The organism is Streptomyces sp. NPDC031445, assembly GCF_055581365.1.
In genome coordinates, this window is the sequence record NZ_JBVIJO010000001.1 from 612,039 (window position 1) to 628,654 (window position 16,616).

The following is a 16,616-nucleotide window of genomic DNA, read 5'->3' on the forward strand; positions in this document are numbered from 1 at the left end:
GCGGACCCGTCCCTCGTCCCCCCTGCGGCGTGACACGGCCCCTGCGGCTCGGGCACCGGATCCTCGGGAAACGCGAACCCCGGACAAGGCTGGAGGGGCGATCATGGCCTTCGCCACCGCCAAGGACGGCACACAGATCTATTTCAAGGACTGGGGGTCGGGCCCACCGGTGGTCTTCTCCCACGGCTGGCCACTGATCGCGGACGCGTGGGACCCGCAGCTGAAGCTGATGGCGGACAACGGCTTCCGGGCCGTGGCCCACGACCGGCGCGGCGGCGGACGCTCGGACCAGCCCTGGCACGGGAACGACCTCGACACGTACGCCGACGACCTGGCCGCGGTCATCGAGACCCTCGACCTCCGCGGCATCGTCCTGGTCGGTCACTCGACCGGCGGGGGCGAGGTCACGCGCTACATCGGCCGGCACGGAACGGACCGTGTCGCCAAGGCGCTCCTGCTCGGGGCGATCCCCCCGCTGATGCTCAGGACGGAAGCGAACCCCGAGGGGCTGCCGGTCGAGGTCTTCGACGAGATCCGCAAGGGCGTGCTCACGGACCGCTCCCAGTACTACGAGGACCTCAGCGCCGCCTTCTACGGCGCCAACCGCGAGGGATCGACCGTCTCGCAGGGGACCCGCGACGAGTTCTGGCTCTGGAGCATGTCCGTGGGCATCAAGGGCGCCCACGACTGCGTCAAGGCGTTCTCCGAGACCGACCTCACCGAGGACCTGAAGAAGTTCGACGTGCCCACGCTGATCATCCACGGCGACGACGACCAGATCGTCCCCATCGTGGCGTCCGCCGAGAAGTCGTCGCGGATCGTCGAGGACGCGACCCTCAAGGTGTACGCGGGTGCTCCGCACGGCCTGTCGATGGTCCCCGAGTATGCGGAGCGGTTCGACGCCGACCTGCTGGAATTCGTCCGGGGCTGACCGGGCCGCCTGTCCGGATACGGGTGGCTCACGGCCGGACGGAGGCGGCGCCGGGCGCGCGCCGGCGGGCAGTCTGGAAGGCGGACGCGGCGTCCGTGCGGGGCGCACCGACATCGGAAGGTTCACAGGCCATGAGCGAGACCGGCGCGGGGGCGCGATCCCCGCAGCGGCGGCGGTCGCCGGAACCACCCGCCCCATGACGCCTCTGTCCGCCGGGGAGCGGCGCTTCGGGCAGGAGGACCGGCTCGCGGCCGAGTGGGAGCGGCACCGGCCCGCCGTCTTCGGTGCGGCCTACCGGCTGCTCGGGAGTGTGGCCGACGCCGAGGACGTGACCCAGGACGTGTGGCTGCGGGCGGCCGGGGCGGATCTGCGGGACATCGGCGATCTGCGGGCCTGGCTGGTGACGGTCGCCGCGCGACGCTCGTACGACATCCTCAGGAGCGCCCGCTTCCGCCGGGAGACCTATGTCGGACCCTGGCTGCCGGAGCCGCTGCTGACCGGGGCGGACGCGTCGCAGCCGGTCCTCGTCGACGAGTCCGTCAGCGCGGCGATGCTCCTGATCATGGAAGAGCTGCGTCCGCCGGAGCGGGTGGCCTTCGTCCTGCACGACGTCTTCGGCCTTGAGTTCGGCCGGATCGCCGACGTGCTGGGCGTCTCCGTGCCGGGTGCCCGGCAGCTCGCCTCGCGGGCACGACGGCGGGTGGCCAGGGCGAGGCGGTCCACGCCGCGGGCGTCGAAGACCGAACGCGAACGCGTCCTCACGGCCTTCCGCGCCGCCTACGAGACCGGGGACCTGGCCGGCCTGGTCAGGCTCCTCCATCCGGACGCCGTCTACGTCACCGACGGCGGCGGCAAGGTCTCCGCGGCACGCAAGCCCATACACGGCGGCGAGCGCGTCGCCCAGGTCATGCTGCGTACCGGGCGCCGGTGGCACCCGGACCGCATCGACCTCGCCGAGGTCGGCGGTGAAGCCGCCCTCGTGTTCCACCGGGAAGGCCGGGTCTACTCCGTCGACACGGCCGAGATCGCGGACGGTCTGATCACCGCGTACCGCAGGGTCATCAACCCGGACAAACTCGAGCGGCTCCGGGCTGTCACACCCGGAAGGGCCGCCTCGTCTCCCTGATGAGAAACGCAAGACGGGCGACGGAGGAACGCGCGGGCCGAACGGGCCGCGCGCCGGCCGTCGCCCCTGCCCGTAAGGACCTGTATGCAAGCCATCACAGTCCGGGACCGTGCCGCCGGTACCGGCGGGATGTCCCTGACGGACCTGCCCTACCCGCACGCCGCCGAGAACGACGTCATCGTGCGGGTGCACGCCGCCGGCTTCACCCCCGGAGAGCTGGACTGGCCCGCCACGTGGACCGATCGCGCCGGCCGCGACCGGACGCCGAGCGTGCCCGGACACGAGCTCTCGGGCGTCGTCGCCGAGCTGGGGTACGGCACCACCGGCCTCACCGTCGGACAGCGGGTGTTCGGCCTGGCCGACTGGGCGCGCGACGGCACCCTCGCCGAGTACACCGCCGTGGAGGCCCGCAACCTCGCCCCGCTGCCCGCCGGCATCGACCACACCCTGGCCGCCGCACTGCCGATCTCCGGGCTCACCGCCTGGCAGGGCCTGTTCGACCACGGCCGGCTCACCACGGGCCAGACCGTCCTGATCCACGGCGCCGCGGGCGGCGTGGGCTCGATCGCGGTACAGCTCGCCCGCGGGGCCGGCGCCCGCGTCATCGGCACCGGCCGGTCCTCCGCCCGGGAGAGGGCGCTCGCACTGGGCGTCGACACCTTCATCGACCTGGAGACCGGGAAGCTGGAGGAGGCCGGCGAGGCCGACGTCGTGTTCGACGTGATCGGCGGCGACATCCTCGACCGCTCGGCCGCCCTGGTCCGCCCCGGCGGCACGCTCGTCACCATCGCCGCGCCGCCCACGACCCGGCCCAAGGACGGGCGGGCCGTCTTCTTCGTCGTCGAACCCGACCGCGCCCGGCTCACCGACCTCGCCGCGCGGCTCAGGGACGGCCGGCTCAAGCCGCTCGTCGGTGCCGTGCGGCCGCTCGCCGAGGCACCCGCCGCGTTCGCCCCCGGCACCCACGCCCCGGGCAGGACGATCATCCGCGTCACGGACGACCGAACAGGAGACCCGTCATGATCGGCACCCGGATCGCCGGCGGTCTGCTGGCCGCCGCCGCGCTGGCCACGGCCACGGCCTGCTCGACCACCGGCCCGCCCGCCCACGCCGTCCGGCCGACCCCGGCCGCGGCATCCCCTCAGGCCATGGCGTCGACACGCCCCGCCGAAACCCTCACACCGCTGCTCCAGCAGGCACTTCCGAACGTGAAGGGCAAGACGTTCACCTCGGCGATCGTCGACTTCCCGCCCGACGCCCGCGCGATGCCGCACCGGCACGGCCAGGCGTTCGTCTACGCCTACGTCCTCGAAGGCACCGTGCGCAGCAGGCTCGGAGGCAAGCCGGTGCACACGTACCACCAGGGCGAGAACTGGGTCGAGGAGCCGGGCGCCCACCACGTCCTCACCGAGAACACCAGCCAGACCCGGCGGGCCCGGCTCCTGGTCGTCTTCGTCGCCGACACCGGAGCCAAGCTCAAGGTCGACGACCCGACGCCATAGCCGCGCCCCACCGCGCCGTCCCCCGCCGGCCCGGCAGGTCTGCCGACCTCCGCCCGGCCGGACGGACGCGTGACGAGCGTGCCGGGCCGAGTGCAGGAGTGTGATGCCGGTCGTGGGCGCTGCGGGCGGGGATCGTCGAGTGCCGGTACCCCGGGCGCGGCCGTGCGGGTCGGCGTGGTGCCGGTGACGAGCTGGGTGGGCGGGCCGGTCTCGACGAAGCGGCGGGCGGGGTGGCCGTCATCGAGGGCCGGTGCGGTCGTGCCGCTCGGCACGCATGTCGGCACAGGCCGCACCGCGTGCTTCGCGCGACGCCCCGCGGGGGAGACGGCGGGGTGCACCCGTGCCGGGCCGCGGCGTCCGCTTCCGTGGGCGGGAACCGCCACGGCACCGCCTCCGGAGGGGGGGGCACGGGTCCTCCCGTCCAGTGCGGCGGCGGGGCCGCGGGGTGCCGGACCACCCGCGTTCCCTGTCAGCGGTGCGGGTGCGGTGCCCTCTCCCGGCCGGCACGGCCCGGTCGGCCCCCGGTACGAGGCGGCTCCCCGTCCGGGCCGCCTTCCGCGGTGTGGCGCGCAGAGGCCACCCCCGGGGCGCGCAGAGAAAAGTCCCGGCTCCGCCCGGTCCTAGGTTCTCCTCAGGCCCACGGCCTCCGCCCCCGCGCAGGGGCGCGTACCGCCTTCACCGGACCAAGAGAATCGAGTTCCGCCATGTCCCGTGCCCAGAAGCCGACCGTCGTCCTCGTCCACGGCGCGTTCGCCGACGCCTCCAGCTACGCCGCCGTCATCCCCGGTCTGCTCCAGCGCGGCCTGAACGTCGTCGCCCCCGCCGTACCCAACCGCAGCCTCATCGGCGACGCCGCCTACATCTCCTCCGTCATCCGCCAGATCGACGGCCCCGTCGTCCTGGTCGGCCACTCCTACGGCGGCGCCGTCATCACCGTCGCCGGCGTCGAGGACAACGTCCAGGCCCTCGTCTACCTCTCCGGCTACGCCCTGGAGGCCGGTGAGAGCCTCGGCGAACTCCAGGGCCGCTTCCCCGACTCCGACCTCGCCGCCGCCCTCGTCTACACGCCCTTCCCCATCGAGGGCTCCGACACCCCCGGCACCGACGTCTCCGTCGAGGTCGACAAGTTCCCCGCCATCTTCGCCGCCGACGTCGACCCGGAACTCGCCAGGGTCCTCGCCGTCTCCCAGCGCCCCCTCGCCGCCCAGGCCTTCGCCGACGCCGCCCCCGCCGCCGCGTGGAAGACCAAGCCCTCCTGGGGCCTGGTCTCCTCCTCCGACCACACCATCAACCCCGACGTCGAACGCTTCGGCTACCGGCGCGCCGGCATGACCACCATCGAGGTCGACTCCTCCCACCTCGTCATGCTCGCCCACCCCGCCCGCGTCATCGCCCTCATCGAAGAAGCCGTCGCCGCCACCACCAAGTAGCAGCCCGCGCACCGCACACACCCCTCGGGAAGCCACCGATGAACACACCCCTGTCACGGCGCACCGTGACCCTGCTGGCCGGCGCGGCCGCCCTCGGCGCCACCGGCCCCGCCCGCGCCACCCCGGCACCCGCCCCGGCCGGTACGACCGCCCCGGCCGCCCCCGACGCGGCCCGCCCCACCGTCGTCCTCGCCCACGGCGCCTTCACCGACGCCTCCAGCTGGGCCTCCGTCGTCGCGCGGCTGATCGAGCGGGGGCACCGCGTCGTCGCCCCGCCGGTACCCCTGCGCTCACTGGCCGGTGACGCCGCCCACCTCCGCAGCGTCCTCGACACCATCGAGGGCCCCGTCGTCCTCGTCGGCCACTCCTACGGCGGCTCCGTGATCAGCCGTGCCGCCGTCGGCGCCGCCCACGTCAAGGCCCTCGTCTACATCGCCGCCTTCGTCCCCGACGCCGGCGAGAGCGCGGCCGGGCTGACCGACACCTACCCGGGAAGCTCCCTGGCGCGCACCACCGTCACCCGGAAGTACCCGCTGCCCGGCGGCGGTCAGGGCGACGAACTCCTCATCCGCCAGGACCTGTTCCACCGGCAGTTCGCCGCGGGCGTCCCCGCCGCCACGGCGGAGGTGATGGCCGTGGGGCAGCGTCCGGTCACCGTGGCCGCCCTGCGGGAACGCGCCACCGCGGCCGCCTGGAAGGAGCTGCCCACGTGGTACCTCATCGCCACCGAGGACCGCAACATCCCGCCCGCCGCCCAGCGTTGGATGGCCACCCGGGCCAGGGCCCGCACCACCGCCGTCCACGCCCCGCACGCCGTCGCCGTCAGCGACCCACGCGCGGTGACCGACGTGATCCTCGACGCCGTGCGGTCCGTGCGCGCCGGCCACTGAGCGGGCGGGCGGGGGCGTAGGGGCCCATGTGCGCCGGGGTCGCCTCCCGCGAACGGACCCGGTGCGCCGGTCAGTCGTCCTCCGAGGCGGCGACCACGCGCGTGAGCTGGACGCGGGAGTTGACGGACAGCTTGCGGAAGACAGAGGACAGGTGGGTGTTGACCGTGTGCGGCGACACGACGAGCAGGTCGGCTGCCGAACGGTTGGTGTGGCCCGCGGCGACCAGGCGCGCGACCTTCCGCTCCGACGCCGTCAGCGCCTCCCAGCCGTGGGCCGGACGCGGGCCGGCCGGCACCCGCCGGGCGCGCCTTCCCGCACGTCCCGACAGGCCGTGCGCCCGCGCCGCGGCGGCATGGGCCCCCGCCTCGGCGTACGTGGCCCGCGTCTCCGTCAGGGCCTCGGCGGCCTCCGTCCGCAGACCGGCGTTCACCAGCGCCGTCCCCAGGTCGACGAGCGCCGCCGCCCGGTTCAGCGGCCGGGGACCGCCCCGCAGGAGGGTCACGGAGCGCCGGAGCAGGTCGACGTCGTTGGCGACCAGCCCCCGTGCCTGCGCCGCCAGACCCGTGGCGGTGGGCACGTCCGGGTTGCGGGCGGCGTGCGCCTCGGCCTGCGCGGCGAGATCCTCGGCCAGCTCGCGGTCGCCGCCCCGCAGGGCGATGCGGACCGCGTCGTCCACCCAGGCGCGCAGCAGGCGCCACCGCATCAGGACGTCGTGCCGCTGGACCTCCCGGAGCCGCTCCAGGGCCAGTGCGTGATCGTCCGCGGCACGGGCGTGGAGTGCCTCCAGGAACCGTACGGCGGCGGTGTTGCCGGGATTCGGCTTCGCCGCCAGCCGTTCCCGCGCCGCGGCCAGGTCGCGCCGCGCCGCCTGCCGGTCGCCGCGCAGCAGGCCGATGCGGGACCGGATGACCCGGGCGTTGACCTGGTGCACCGGCGCACCGACCTCGTTCTCCAGGCGTTCGACGGTGACGAATTCGGCCTCGGCGTCGTCGAGCCGTCCGAGCCCCAGACGCTGGTGTCCCTGGGCCCACAGCAGCATGCCCTCGCGGAGCGAACCGTCCTTCCGGCTCGTCGCCCGGGCGAGCAGGCGCTCACCGCGCGCGAAGTCGTCCAGGTGCTGACACGCCATGATCTCCTCGGGCAGGTACGCGGGATCGACCGCGCCGAGGGTGGTGAACAGGGTCAGGGCCTCGGCCGTCTCGCCGGCGTTGAGTGCCGTCTCACCGAGCCCGAACAGCGCCTGGACGTGTGCCTCGCTGTCGCCGGTCGCGACGGCCTGCCGTAGCGCCGCCTCGCCGTCCGCCCGCGCGGCGGACAGGTCGTTGCCGCGGGAGCGGGCCAGGGCGCGCAGGGCCGTCAGCCGCGCCGCGGTCTTCGGACCGGCGCCGCCGGCCGCGAGCGCGGTGTCGACGCGGCGCCGCAGGTCCTCGGCCCGGTCCAGGTTCCACAAGGTGGCACCGATCGCCGCCTGGAGGCGGCTGGACAGGTCCGGCGGGGGCTGCCGCGCGAGGAGCCGTTCCCCGGTCGCCAGCGCCTCCTTGTTCCGCCCGGCCCGGGTCAGGGCCACGATCACCCGCTCGCCGACGTCATAGCCGGCGGGGCTCCGCGGCGGTGTCAGTTTCAGCGCGCGGACGAGCAGGTCGGCGGCGAGGCCCGGGGTCACGGGCAGCACGTCCTCGGCGGCTCGCCGCAGCAGCGAGACCGCCTGCTCGTCACCGGGCAGTGCCCCGGTGAGCAGGTGGGAGACGGCCTCGATGGGCTGGTGACCGGCGGCGACGAGCTGCTCGGCGGCCTCCCGGTGCAGCGCCCGGCGGTCGCAGGGCGGGATGCCGGCGTAGACCGCCTGGCGCAGCAGGTCGTGACGGAAGACCAGGAAGTCCCCCTCGTCGGCGAGTACGTTGACGCGTACCGCCTCGTCCAGCATCCCGACCATGTCCAGCGAGGGCCGGCCGCTCAGCGCGACGGCGTCCTGGAAGCGGAACCTGCGCCCCAGCACGGCCCCGATCTCCAGGAAGCGCAGCGTGCCGGGGGAGAGGGCCGAAAGCCTGCCGCGGACACCGGCCACCAGGCCCGTCGGCACCGGCTCACCGGAGGGGTTCGTGGACCGCAGTCCCGTGAGCAGTTCGACCGCCAGGAAGGGATTGCCTCCGGCGCCCGCGAGCAGGCCGCGCACCTGTTCGTCGACGTCCGTCCCCAGCACGTCGTCCGCCAGCTGCTCGATGGCCGACGACGAGAGGGGGCCCAGGCGCACGTCGACGGCCGGCAGGGCGCGGGACGCGGCGGCGAGCGTCTCGTCCGCCTCCCGGGACGGATGCTGACGCCTGGTCAGCAGCCACAGCACGGGCGAGGCGCGCACGCGTGCCGGGAGCTGCGTCAGGACGAAGCGGCTCAGCGGATCGGCCCATTGCACGTCGTCCAGACCGATGAGCACCGGGGTGCGCGCCGCCAGCGCCTCGATCTGCTCCGCCAGGTGCTGCACCAGCCAGATCCGGTGGTCGTGACCCCGTGACAGATCCGCGAACGCCTCGTCCGACAGCAGTGGCCGGTCATGGTGGGTGAGGCAGGCCAGCAGCGAGGAGAGCGGCACCAGGTGGTGCAGTTCGTCGGCCCTGCCCAGGCCGACGGAGAAGCCCAGCGCTTCCGCGTGTCCGGCGCAGTCCTCGAGCAGCGCCGTCTTGCCGATGCCCGCCTCGCCCGAGATCAGCGCCAGGGCCGCGCTGCCCGTACGGGCCACCGAGCCGGCCAGCGTCCGGAGCCGCTCCACCTCGGCTTCCCGGCCGCGCAGACCGCTTCTGGACAGCGATTGCCCCGCCGCCGTCACAGGCGTTCCCTTCCTCCACGAGCACCCGGCCGAGGCCAGGCCGTACCACACCGACCGGTGCGTGCGCCCCGCACGACGCGCCGGGGGTTCACTATCGCACGCACAGGCGAGTTCGGCCGAAAAACACAGGGATGACGGGAAAAGCCCCCTTGGCCGGGAGGGCGGCCGACCGCATCAGGCCGCGGCGGTCCCGGACGGCCGTCGGGCCGGAAGCGCACTCAGGCGCGGCACCCGCTGTTCCGCCCCGGCCCGGTGGGCGGCGGCTCCTCCGGCAGGCGTGGGCTCACCGTCCAGGAGCGCCTTCTCCCGCCACTCGGCCGGCGACATCCCGTACATCCTGCGGAAGGCGCGGCTGAAGTGGGCCGCGCTGGAGAAACCGGACTGGCGCGCTATGGCGGAGATGGTCATGGCGGCGGACCCCTGACGGGCCAGCTCGCGCCGGCACCGCTGCAACCGGCGGCGCTGGATCCACCGGCTGGCCGTGGTGTCCTCGGACTCGAAGAGCTTGTGCAGGTAGCGGGTCGAGATGTGGTGGCTGCGGGCTATGGACAGCAGGGTCAGGTCCGGATCGCCGAGCCTCTGGTCGATGTACGACTTCACGCGGGCGAGCAGGTCCTGTGCGCCCCCGGGCAGCGGGACCTCCTCGGGCAGCTGCTCCTCGGCGAGGACGGAGAGCAGGCCCACGACGTGGCGCACCAGTACCTCGCTGGTGCCGGGCGGCAGCTTCGCGACGGTGTCCCCGAGGCGGGCGAGCAGCGGCGACAGCAGCACGGCGGAGGGCGCGCACCCGCTGATCGGCGTCGCCAGCACCCGCTTCAGGCGCGTCTCCGTCAGGCCGATCAGCCCCCGGGGGAAGACCAGGCAGGCCACGCGGAAGGTGCCGGTGAAGGCGATGCGCATGGGGTGGGTGGCGTCGTAGAAGACGGTCTCACCGGGCCCCACGCGCGTCTCCCGGTGCCCCTGGCTCACGACGGCGCCGCCCTCGAACAGGGACATGACCATCAGGCAGCCGTCGGGCGGGGACTCGGCCGGCTGCGCGGGCCGGCGTATCCGCACGGGACCGCCCTCGACGGTGACCACCTGTACCGGGCCGAGCCGGGTGGTCTGGAGCCTGCCCCGGCAGCGGCCACCCGGGACGGAGGCTTCGGCACCCGCGAACGTGCGGGCCAGGGCGTCGGACCAGTAAGCCGCCCTGTGGTGCTCGGGCACCGCGTCGGTGGAGTAACGAGCGCTGAACGAGTTCCTGGTCCTGCCCGGTGTCCTGCCCGGTGTGATTGCGTCTGCCGGCACGTGTCCTGCCCCTCAGCCTGTCTGCCTCAGGACACCGTGCCAGCCGCCGGACGCCGGTACATCGCGTGAACGTTCCAGATACGCGAACCGTCCGGCCGCGCACCCCGTCGTGCGCTTCCGGGCCCGGTTCAGCCGCCGGGGCCGAGGGCGCGGCGCTGCCGTTCGGTCGAACCGCCCCAGACGCCGTACGCCTGCCGGGAGTTCTCGGCGAAGGACCGGCAGTCGGACTGGACCGGGCAGCCACGGCAGACGGCGATGGCGCGCGCCTCCCTGCGCCTGCGGGCACTTCCGCGCTCGCCCGCCGGAGAAAAGAACATCGAACTCTTCATGCCACGGCAAGCGGCTTGGGCCTGCCATTCCCAGAAACGCAACAGTGGCTTGGTGGTGGATTTCACGAGATTCCTTCCTCTCTCGCTTGGCGCTGCCCCAGTTCCTTCCCGTGGAGGACCGGCCCGCCCCTCGGTGGAGTTCAGCCCTCGAAGACCTCGCGCAGGCGGGCTTCCTGGTCCCGGTCGAGGTTCGAGCGGATGAGCTCGGCGTGCTCCGTGGGGAACGCCTCCTTCACCCGGTCGAGCACCTCGTCCTGGGTCAGCAGGAACAACGCGGACGTACCGCGGGTCACTTGCGCCTTCACCGACTCGATGAAGTCGTCGTCGATGCCCACGTCGGTCAGCTTGCCGCCCAGGGCGCCGGCCGCGGCGCCCACGGCGGCGCCGAGCAGCGGCATGAGGAAGATGAGGCCGAAGAGCAGCCCCCAGAAGGAGCCGGACAGGGCACCCGCCCCGACCAGATCGGTCAGTTGCCTGGTCCTGGGCTTCTTCGCCGTCTCGGGCCAGCTGACGGTGGCGGCGTCCACCACGGTGATCAGTTCCTGCTTCTGCAACCCGAGCAGTGTCTGCTCCACCTGCTCCGCACTTTCCGGCGTGTCGAATTTCCAGACCGTCAGCGTGGCCATCGATAAACCTTTCCGTTCGCGGCTGTGCGTCCCAGTAAAGAGGCGTCTGCGGCGTTTTTCAGGCCCGGCCGTCCCGGCGTGCGGTGTCAGCACACATCGATGCACGCAGAGGCAGAAACGCCGCCGCACGCCCGCTTGCCGACGGGACGGGCGCGCGCCGTGAGCCCGGTCCGGGGAGGAGCGGGCGCGCGCCCGTCGCGGAATTCCGTCCGCGCGGTCAGGGGCCGAGGCGGATGGTTCCGGCTGCCCCGTCGCCGAGCCTGCCGGCGCTGGACGCGGCCATCCGGAACACCTCCGGCCAGTGGCCCCAGAGGATCCACCGGCCGGAGAACCAGCGCACGGACTCCGCCACCTCCACCACCACGGAGTGTTCTCCCGCGTCCGCCGCGGCGCGCAACGCGGCCAGCCAGTTCGTGCCCTGACTGCGCAGCCACCGACCGGCGAGATCGGCGGAGGACAGGTCCACCAGCCCCCGCCGGGACGACGGAGGGGCCGCGCGTCCCGGTTCGAACCACCGGCCGGCCGCGACGGTCGTCTCCAGCAGCCAGCGGTACAGGCCGGCCCGCACGCGTTCGGCTCCGGCCTCCCCTTCCGCGGCCTCCAGACGGTTGTGCGCGTACAGACGCAGGAGATCGTGCAGCCGGAAGCGGTCGCCGACGGCCTCGAGGAGGCCGGCCCCGACGAGTTCGCCGAGGACGTCCTCGGCGCGGGACAGGCCCTGGCCGAGCAGATGCGCGGCGCAGGCCGCACCGGCGTCCGCGCCGGGCACGACGGACAGACGCCTGAACAACCGGGCGGCGTCGGGCGTGAGTTGACGGTAGGACAGGTCGAACGCCGCCGAGACCTTGCGGTCCCCGGCCACCAGGACGTCGAGCCGGCGCCGGTCCACGGCGAGCCGGTCGGCCAGGAGGCGCACGCTCAGGCCGGTACGCGTCGCGAGCCGGCTGCCGGCGATCCGCAGGGCCAGGGGCAGGTACCCGCACCGCAGGGCCACCTCACCGAGGGCAGCGGCTTCCCGGCGGGCGCGCTCCTCCCCGATCATCCCGCCGAGGAAGGCGACGGCTTCCCCTGGAGACAGTTCCCCCAGACTCATGCGCCGCACGTCCCGCAGACCGGTGAGCACCTTGCGGCTGGTCACCACGCACAGGACCCGGCCCCGCCGGGGCAGCAGCGGGGCGATCTGGGACTCGTCGCGGGCGTTGTCGAATATCAGCAGGCACCGCCGGTCGCCGAGGGCGCTCTCGTAGAGCGCGGCCCGTCCGGCGGCACCCGCCTGCACGATCTCGGCGTCCGCGACGTGGAACTCCTTGAGCACGCTCAGCATGACGTCCGTCGCCGACGGCGGATCCTCGTCCATGCCCCGCAGATCCATCACCACCCGGCCGTCCGGGAAGTGGCCCGCGAGGACCCGGGCCGCCTGCAGCGCCAGCGCGGTCTTGCCCATGCCCGGCGGAGCCGACACGGCCACGACCGTGGGCCGGGGCCCGCCGGCCGCGGCGTCGGGTGCCGCGGCGAGGGCCGTCGCCGCGGCCGCCAGCGCGGCCAGTTCGTGCCGCCGTCCGACGAAATCGTCGATGCCGCGCGGGAGCGTACGGACCGACACGGGAGGCGCCGACCCGGAACGGTCGGCGCGCGCCGCGGCCAGCAGGCGCCGGCGCTGCTCCTCGTCCAGGCGCAGGCCGGCCGCGAGCGCGGCCACCGTGCGCCGCTGCGGGGCGGCGCGCCGGCCCCGTTCGAGGTCCCCGATGCCCCGGACGCTCACCCCCGAAGCCCTGGCGAGGCCCTCCATGGTCAGCAGCCGGTCCGTCCGCAGGCGTCGCAACAGCACGCCGAACTCGTGTGTCCCCTCACTCACCCTCGCGGCTCCCCACGGTCTTGCGCGAACACGGTCAGAGGGCGACGGCGTCGAGGGCTTCGAGCCGTGCGGCGGCCTCCCGGACGACCCGCGGGTCCGCGGAGGGCCCCAGAGCGATGACGCGGGCGAAGACGGCCCGCGCGTCCGCCGTGCGTCCCAGCTCCAGCAGCATGACGCCCAGCCGGTGCAGATCGCGGCTCTGCAAACCGGTGTTGCCGCTCTCGGCGCTGAGCCCGACGGCCGTGCGCCGGTGGAACACGGCCTCCTTGGACCTGCCCAGCCGCTCGCAGCAGTCCGCCATGCCCCCGTGGATCCCGATCCGGGCGAAGACGACCGCGTGCGGCTCCAGACGGTCCCTCGCCGCGTCGATGTACTCCAGGGCCCGGCGGAAGGCGTCGAACGCCTCCTCGGCGTGGCCGGCTTCCGTCAGGATCAGCGCGACCCCGTGCCGGGCGGACAGGCCCCCTTCGAGGTCGCCCACCGAGTCGAAGAGACGGCCCGCCCGGCTCATGTGGTCGGCCGCCGTTCCGTACGTGGAGAGTTTGCGGTGTGCCCAGGCCCGGTAGAAGTGGGCCCACGCCTGCTGCCGCCGGTCGCCGGCCAGCCGCGCGACGTCGAGGGCCCTGGTGGAGAGCGCGAGGCTGTCCCGGTAGCGTCCTTCGCACACCAGGCGCGCCCAGGCCAGGTAGTTGAGGTGGGTGGCGTGCAGGACCGGGTCGCCGGTCCGCTCCGCGCTGTCGGCGGAGACGGCGAACACCTCGGGCCAGTGGCCCCAGAACACCCACTGGTCCGAGAACCAGTGCAGGGACTCCGCCACCTCCACCACCGTCGCGTGCCGGCCCGAGGCCGCCGCGGCGCGCAGCGCGGCCAGCCAGTTCGCGCTCTCCTCCTGAAGCCACGCACGGCCCTTGTCCGCCGTGGACAGGTCGACGTCTCCGTCCCAGCCGGCCGGCGGCGCCCCGTAACCCGGCTCGTACCACCGGCCGGCCACGATCGCGGTCCGCAGCAGCCAGTCGTGCAGGGCCTTTCCGGCCCGTGCCACGGCGGCCGCGTCCTCCTCCTCGCCCAGCTTGTTCCCCGCGTGGAGCCGCAGCAGGTCGTGCATGCGGTAGCGGTCCCGCTCGACGCCCAGCAGCCCCGCCTCCACCAGTTCCTCCAAGGCGTCCTCGGCGTCGAAGAGGGGCTGTCCGCACAACCGCGCCGCTCCCGCGGCGGAGACGTCGGGACCCGGCACCAGCGCCAGCCGCCGGAACATGCGGCCGGCGGCGTCACTCAGCTGCCGGTACGACAGGTCGAAGGCCCCGGACACCCGCACGTCTCCCGCGACCATGCGGCCCCAGCCCTCCGCGGCCGGCGCCAGCGGATCCGCGGGGCGGGCCACCGGCCCGGTCCTGCGCGTGGCCAGCCAGTGCCCCGCCAGGCGCAGGGCGAGCGGCAGGCGCCCGCAGAGCAGCGCGATCCGCTCCAGTTCCCCGGCAGCGGCCGCCGCGTACTCGTTGCCCCCGAGCCTCGTCAGGAGCGCCGTGGCCTCGGCCGCGCTCAGGACGTCCAGGGGAACACGGTGCACACCCTCCAGACCGGCGAGCATGCGCCGGCTGGTCACGATCACCACGCCCTCGCCGGCGGCGGGTAGGAGCGGGCGCACCTGCGCCTCGTCCCGGGCGTTGTCGAGGACCAGCACGAAGCGCCGCTGCGCCATCGTCTGCCGGTAGAGGGGGATGTAGCCCTCGGGCCCGGCGGTGCCCAGCTCACGGTCGGTCACCCGCAGGGCCCGCAGGACGCCGAGCATCAGCTGCACCGGCGTGGGCGCCTCGTCGTCCAGCCCCCGCATGTCCACCACCAGCTGGCCGTCGGGGAAGCGGCCGGCGAGCCGGCGCGCGGCCTGCAGCGCCAGCGTCGTCTTGCCCACGCCCGGCGGGCCGGACACCGCCACGACCACCGGTGCCGTGCCCGCGGCGGACGCGGAACCCTCGCCGTTCCCCGCGCGCCCGCGCGCCGCGAGCGCCGCCAGTTCGGCGAACCGGGACAGCTCCCGCTCCCTGCCGACGAAGCCGGGCACGCCCTGCGGTACGGCCTGGACACCGACCGGGGTGTACGCGTCGCTGCGCCCGGCGCGGGCCGCCCCCAGGAAACGCCGCAGACCGGGCCCGGACAGGCGGAGGCCGCGCGCGAGGGCGGTGAGGGTGCGCCGCCGCGGCGCCGTACGGTGTCCGCGCTCCAGGTCGCTGATGCCCCGGACGCTCACGCCGCTGGCCTCGGCCAGTCCCTCGATGGTGAGTGAGGCCGCCAGACGCAGCTCCCTGAGAACGGAGCCGAAGGCCGGCTCCGCCGCCGCGCGCACGGGTTCCACGGCTGTCATGTTCAAGGCACCTCGCCACTGTCTGCTGACCGGAGTTCCAACAGATGAAGTGGCATCAAGCGGCCCCTGGTCGTGCCGGCTGATGCGAGTTCAGGCTATGCCGGGCCGTACGGGAAGCGCCTGTGAGAAGGGCGCCGGGGGGCCGGAGTTCGCGCTGGTGCAACGAGCCGTGCGCAGCCGGTCAACGAGGTGCCGCGGGTGACGTGGTCACGCGTGGCCGGGCCCGGTCGCCCCGCCCGGCGGGGGCCGGTGGCTCACGATTCGTCCGGACTGCCTGCTTCGTGCCTGGTGATCGCGCAGGCCGGCCGCTTGGCTGTCCGGTGCGGGGACGCAGGCCGCGAGGTCGTCGCCTGGCACCCGTCGCCGAGGGAGCCGACGGGACGTTCCGCGGTCGGCCTGGACGCCGGCCCGCACCGTGCCAGGCACCGGTCCCCGCCAGTGTCATGTGGTGGGAGAGGAGTACCGGATGAGCCCGGTGTTGACGACGGCCTTGGTGCCCGGCGAGCAGAAAGGCGCCTACTGGCGCGACGCCCTCGGTCGTGCGCTGGTGCCCGTGAGCGTCGTCCCGGACAAGGAGAGCTCCTTCCGGGGGCGGATCGTCACCGACAGGATCGGCGGGCTGCGGGTGACCACCGTGGAAGCCGACGCACAGCGGGTCCGGCGGACGGCCGCACACATCAAGCGCTCCCCGGAACCCTTCGTGGCCGTGGGCGTGCAGACGACGGGCAGGACCGTCCTCGCGCAGAACGGCCACGAGGGGACGGCCGGACCGGGCGACCTCTTCGTCTACGGCACGGCCCGCCCGTGCCTCATGGACAACCCCGAGCCCTTCTCGCTGCGCGTCGTGTACATCCCGCGCCGCATGCTCGCCCTCACGGACGCCGAGCTGGACGCCGTCATGGGCAGGGTCATGAGTACGAGACGGGGGTGCGCCGCGGTCCTGAAGCCGTTCATCCTCACGGTCGTGGCCTCCGCGCACAAGTACTCGCCCTCGGCCTCGGGCGGGCTGGCCAACGGTCTCGTCGACCTCTTCTCCACCCTGGTCGCCGAGCAGACGGAGGCGAAGGCCCAGGGCGACGGCAGCACCGGCAACCACCTCGTGGCGCGCGTCCGCGCGTTCATCGACCAGAACCTCGGCGACCCGGCCCTGTCACCCGAGTCCGTGGCCAAGGCACACAACATCTCGGTGCGGTACCTGCACCGGCTCTTCCAGGACGAGGGCATCACCGTCAGCCGGCTGATACAGCGGCGCCGCCTCGAGAAGTGCGCCCGTGAACTGGCGCGGCGCGGCCGCACCACGCCCACCGTGTCCGCCGTCGCCCAGCGCTGGGGGTTCGTCAACCCGACCCACTTCAGCCGGGCGTTCCGCGGTGCCTACGGCCTCTCGCCCCGCGAGTGGCGCAGCGTCCGCCTCCAGGCCTGACGCACGGACGCTCCGCCCGGCCGAGGGGGTGGGC

At 74.2% G+C, this 16,616-nt stretch carries 13 protein-coding genes; 7 read left to right on the top strand and 6 right to left on the bottom strand.

All coding sequences use genetic code 11. From position 1 onward, the window contains the following. The first annotated feature begins 103 nt into the window (after positions 1-103). The 6 genes from ACZ5DC_RS02455 (at position 104) to ACZ5DC_RS02480 (ending at position 5,879) form a co-directional block, all read left to right on the top strand. Positions 104-931, top strand: a complete 828-nt coding sequence (locus tag ACZ5DC_RS02455; protein ID WP_468648584.1) for an alpha/beta fold hydrolase — start codon at positions 104-106, stop codon at positions 929-931. 196 nt (positions 932-1,127) lie between these two features. Further along, the gene (gene sigJ, locus ACZ5DC_RS02460) at positions 1,128-2,057 is read left to right on the top strand and encodes an RNA polymerase sigma factor SigJ (RefSeq protein WP_468648586.1); all 930 of its coding nucleotides are present in this window, start codon (positions 1,128-1,130) and stop codon (positions 2,055-2,057) included. Between the two features lie 84 nt (positions 2,058-2,141). Further along, positions 2,142-3,080 (top strand): NADP-dependent oxidoreductase, encoded by a 939-nt coding sequence (locus tag ACZ5DC_RS02465; protein WP_468648588.1) that lies wholly within the window; start codon positions 2,142-2,144, stop codon positions 3,078-3,080. Next, complete coding sequence (locus ACZ5DC_RS02470) at positions 3,077-3,559, top strand: cupin domain-containing protein (protein ID WP_468648590.1); 483 nt, start codon at positions 3,077-3,079, stop codon at positions 3,557-3,559. The genes ACZ5DC_RS02465 and ACZ5DC_RS02470 overlap by 4 nt, the downstream gene beginning before the upstream one ends. 704 nt (positions 3,560-4,263) lie before the next feature. Then, positions 4,264-4,989, top strand: coding sequence for an alpha/beta fold hydrolase (locus ACZ5DC_RS02475; RefSeq protein WP_468648592.1), 726 nt, complete (start codon positions 4,264-4,266; stop codon positions 4,987-4,989). 38 nt (positions 4,990-5,027) lie between these two features. Further along, positions 5,028-5,879 (top strand): alpha/beta fold hydrolase, encoded by an 852-nt coding sequence (locus tag ACZ5DC_RS02480; RefSeq protein WP_468648594.1) that lies wholly within the window; start codon positions 5,028-5,030, stop codon positions 5,877-5,879. Between the two features lie 70 nt (positions 5,880-5,949). Here ACZ5DC_RS02480 and ACZ5DC_RS02485 read toward each other — a convergent pair whose 3' ends face one another. The 6 genes from ACZ5DC_RS02485 to ACZ5DC_RS02510 all read right to left on the bottom strand — a co-directional run bounded on the left by ACZ5DC_RS02485 (position 5,950) and on the right by ACZ5DC_RS02510 (position 15,159). Then, a complete protein-coding gene (locus ACZ5DC_RS02485) occupies positions 5,950-8,700 on the bottom strand; it encodes a helix-turn-helix transcriptional regulator (protein ID WP_468648596.1) in 2,751 nt (916 codons plus the stop codon). A 174-nt stretch (positions 8,701-8,874) separates the two neighbouring features. Next, complete coding sequence (locus ACZ5DC_RS02490; RefSeq protein WP_468648598.1) at positions 8,875-9,990, bottom strand: AraC-like ligand-binding domain-containing protein; 1,116 nt, start codon at positions 9,988-9,990, stop codon at positions 8,875-8,877. 128 nt (positions 9,991-10,118) lie between these two features. Further along, positions 10,119-10,385 (bottom strand): WhiB family transcriptional regulator, encoded by a 267-nt coding sequence (locus ACZ5DC_RS02495; RefSeq protein ID WP_366752602.1) that lies wholly within the window; start codon positions 10,383-10,385, stop codon positions 10,119-10,121. Between the two features lie 74 nt (positions 10,386-10,459). Then, the gene (locus ACZ5DC_RS02500) at positions 10,460-10,945 is read right to left on the bottom strand and encodes a DUF1269 domain-containing protein (protein WP_468648600.1); all 486 of its coding nucleotides are present in this window, start codon (positions 10,943-10,945) and stop codon (positions 10,460-10,462) included. 217 nt (positions 10,946-11,162) lie between these two features. Then, complete coding sequence (locus ACZ5DC_RS02505) at positions 11,163-12,800, bottom strand: helix-turn-helix domain-containing protein (protein ID WP_468648602.1); 1,638 nt, start codon at positions 12,798-12,800, stop codon at positions 11,163-11,165. Positions 12,801-12,834: 34 nt separating this feature from the next. Next, the gene (locus ACZ5DC_RS02510) at positions 12,835-15,159 is read right to left on the bottom strand and encodes an ATP-binding protein (RefSeq protein WP_468648604.1); all 2,325 of its coding nucleotides are present in this window, start codon (positions 15,157-15,159) and stop codon (positions 12,835-12,837) included. A gap of 466 nt (positions 15,160-15,625) precedes the next feature. On the opposite strand from ACZ5DC_RS02510, the gene ACZ5DC_RS02515 reads away from it, so the two are divergent. Further along, positions 15,626-16,582, top strand: a complete 957-nt coding sequence (locus ACZ5DC_RS02515; RefSeq protein WP_468648606.1) for an AraC-like ligand-binding domain-containing protein — start codon at positions 15,626-15,628, stop codon at positions 16,580-16,582. Positions 16,583-16,616 lie beyond the last annotated feature (34 nt).

What these genes read in the sequence shown, in the direction of transcription:
- ACZ5DC_RS02455 (WP_468648584.1), top strand. Translation starts at nt 104, where the DNA reads ATGGCCTTCGCCACCGCCAAGGACGGCACACAGATCTATTTCAAGGAC.
- sigJ (WP_468648586.1), top strand. Translation starts at nt 1,128, where the DNA reads ATGACGCCTCTGTCCGCCGGGGAGCGGCGCTTCGGGCAGGAGGACCGG.
- ACZ5DC_RS02465 (WP_468648588.1), top strand. Translation starts at nt 2,142, where the DNA reads ATGCAAGCCATCACAGTCCGGGACCGTGCCGCCGGTACCGGCGGGATG.
- ACZ5DC_RS02470 (WP_468648590.1), top strand. Translation starts at nt 3,077, where the DNA reads ATGATCGGCACCCGGATCGCCGGCGGTCTGCTGGCCGCCGCCGCGCTG.
- ACZ5DC_RS02475 (WP_468648592.1), top strand. Translation starts at nt 4,264, where the DNA reads ATGTCCCGTGCCCAGAAGCCGACCGTCGTCCTCGTCCACGGCGCGTTC.
- ACZ5DC_RS02480 (WP_468648594.1), top strand. Translation starts at nt 5,028, where the DNA reads ATGAACACACCCCTGTCACGGCGCACCGTGACCCTGCTGGCCGGCGCG.
- ACZ5DC_RS02500 (WP_468648600.1), bottom strand. Translation starts at nt 10,945, where the DNA reads ATGGCCACGCTGACGGTCTGGAAATTCGACACGCCGGAAAGTGCGGAG.
- ACZ5DC_RS02510 (WP_468648604.1), bottom strand. Translation starts at nt 15,159, where the DNA reads ATGACAGCCGTGGAACCCGTGCGCGCGGCGGCGGAGCCGGCCTTCGGC.
- ACZ5DC_RS02515 (WP_468648606.1), top strand. Translation starts at nt 15,626, where the DNA reads ATGAGCCCGGTGTTGACGACGGCCTTGGTGCCCGGCGAGCAGAAAGGC.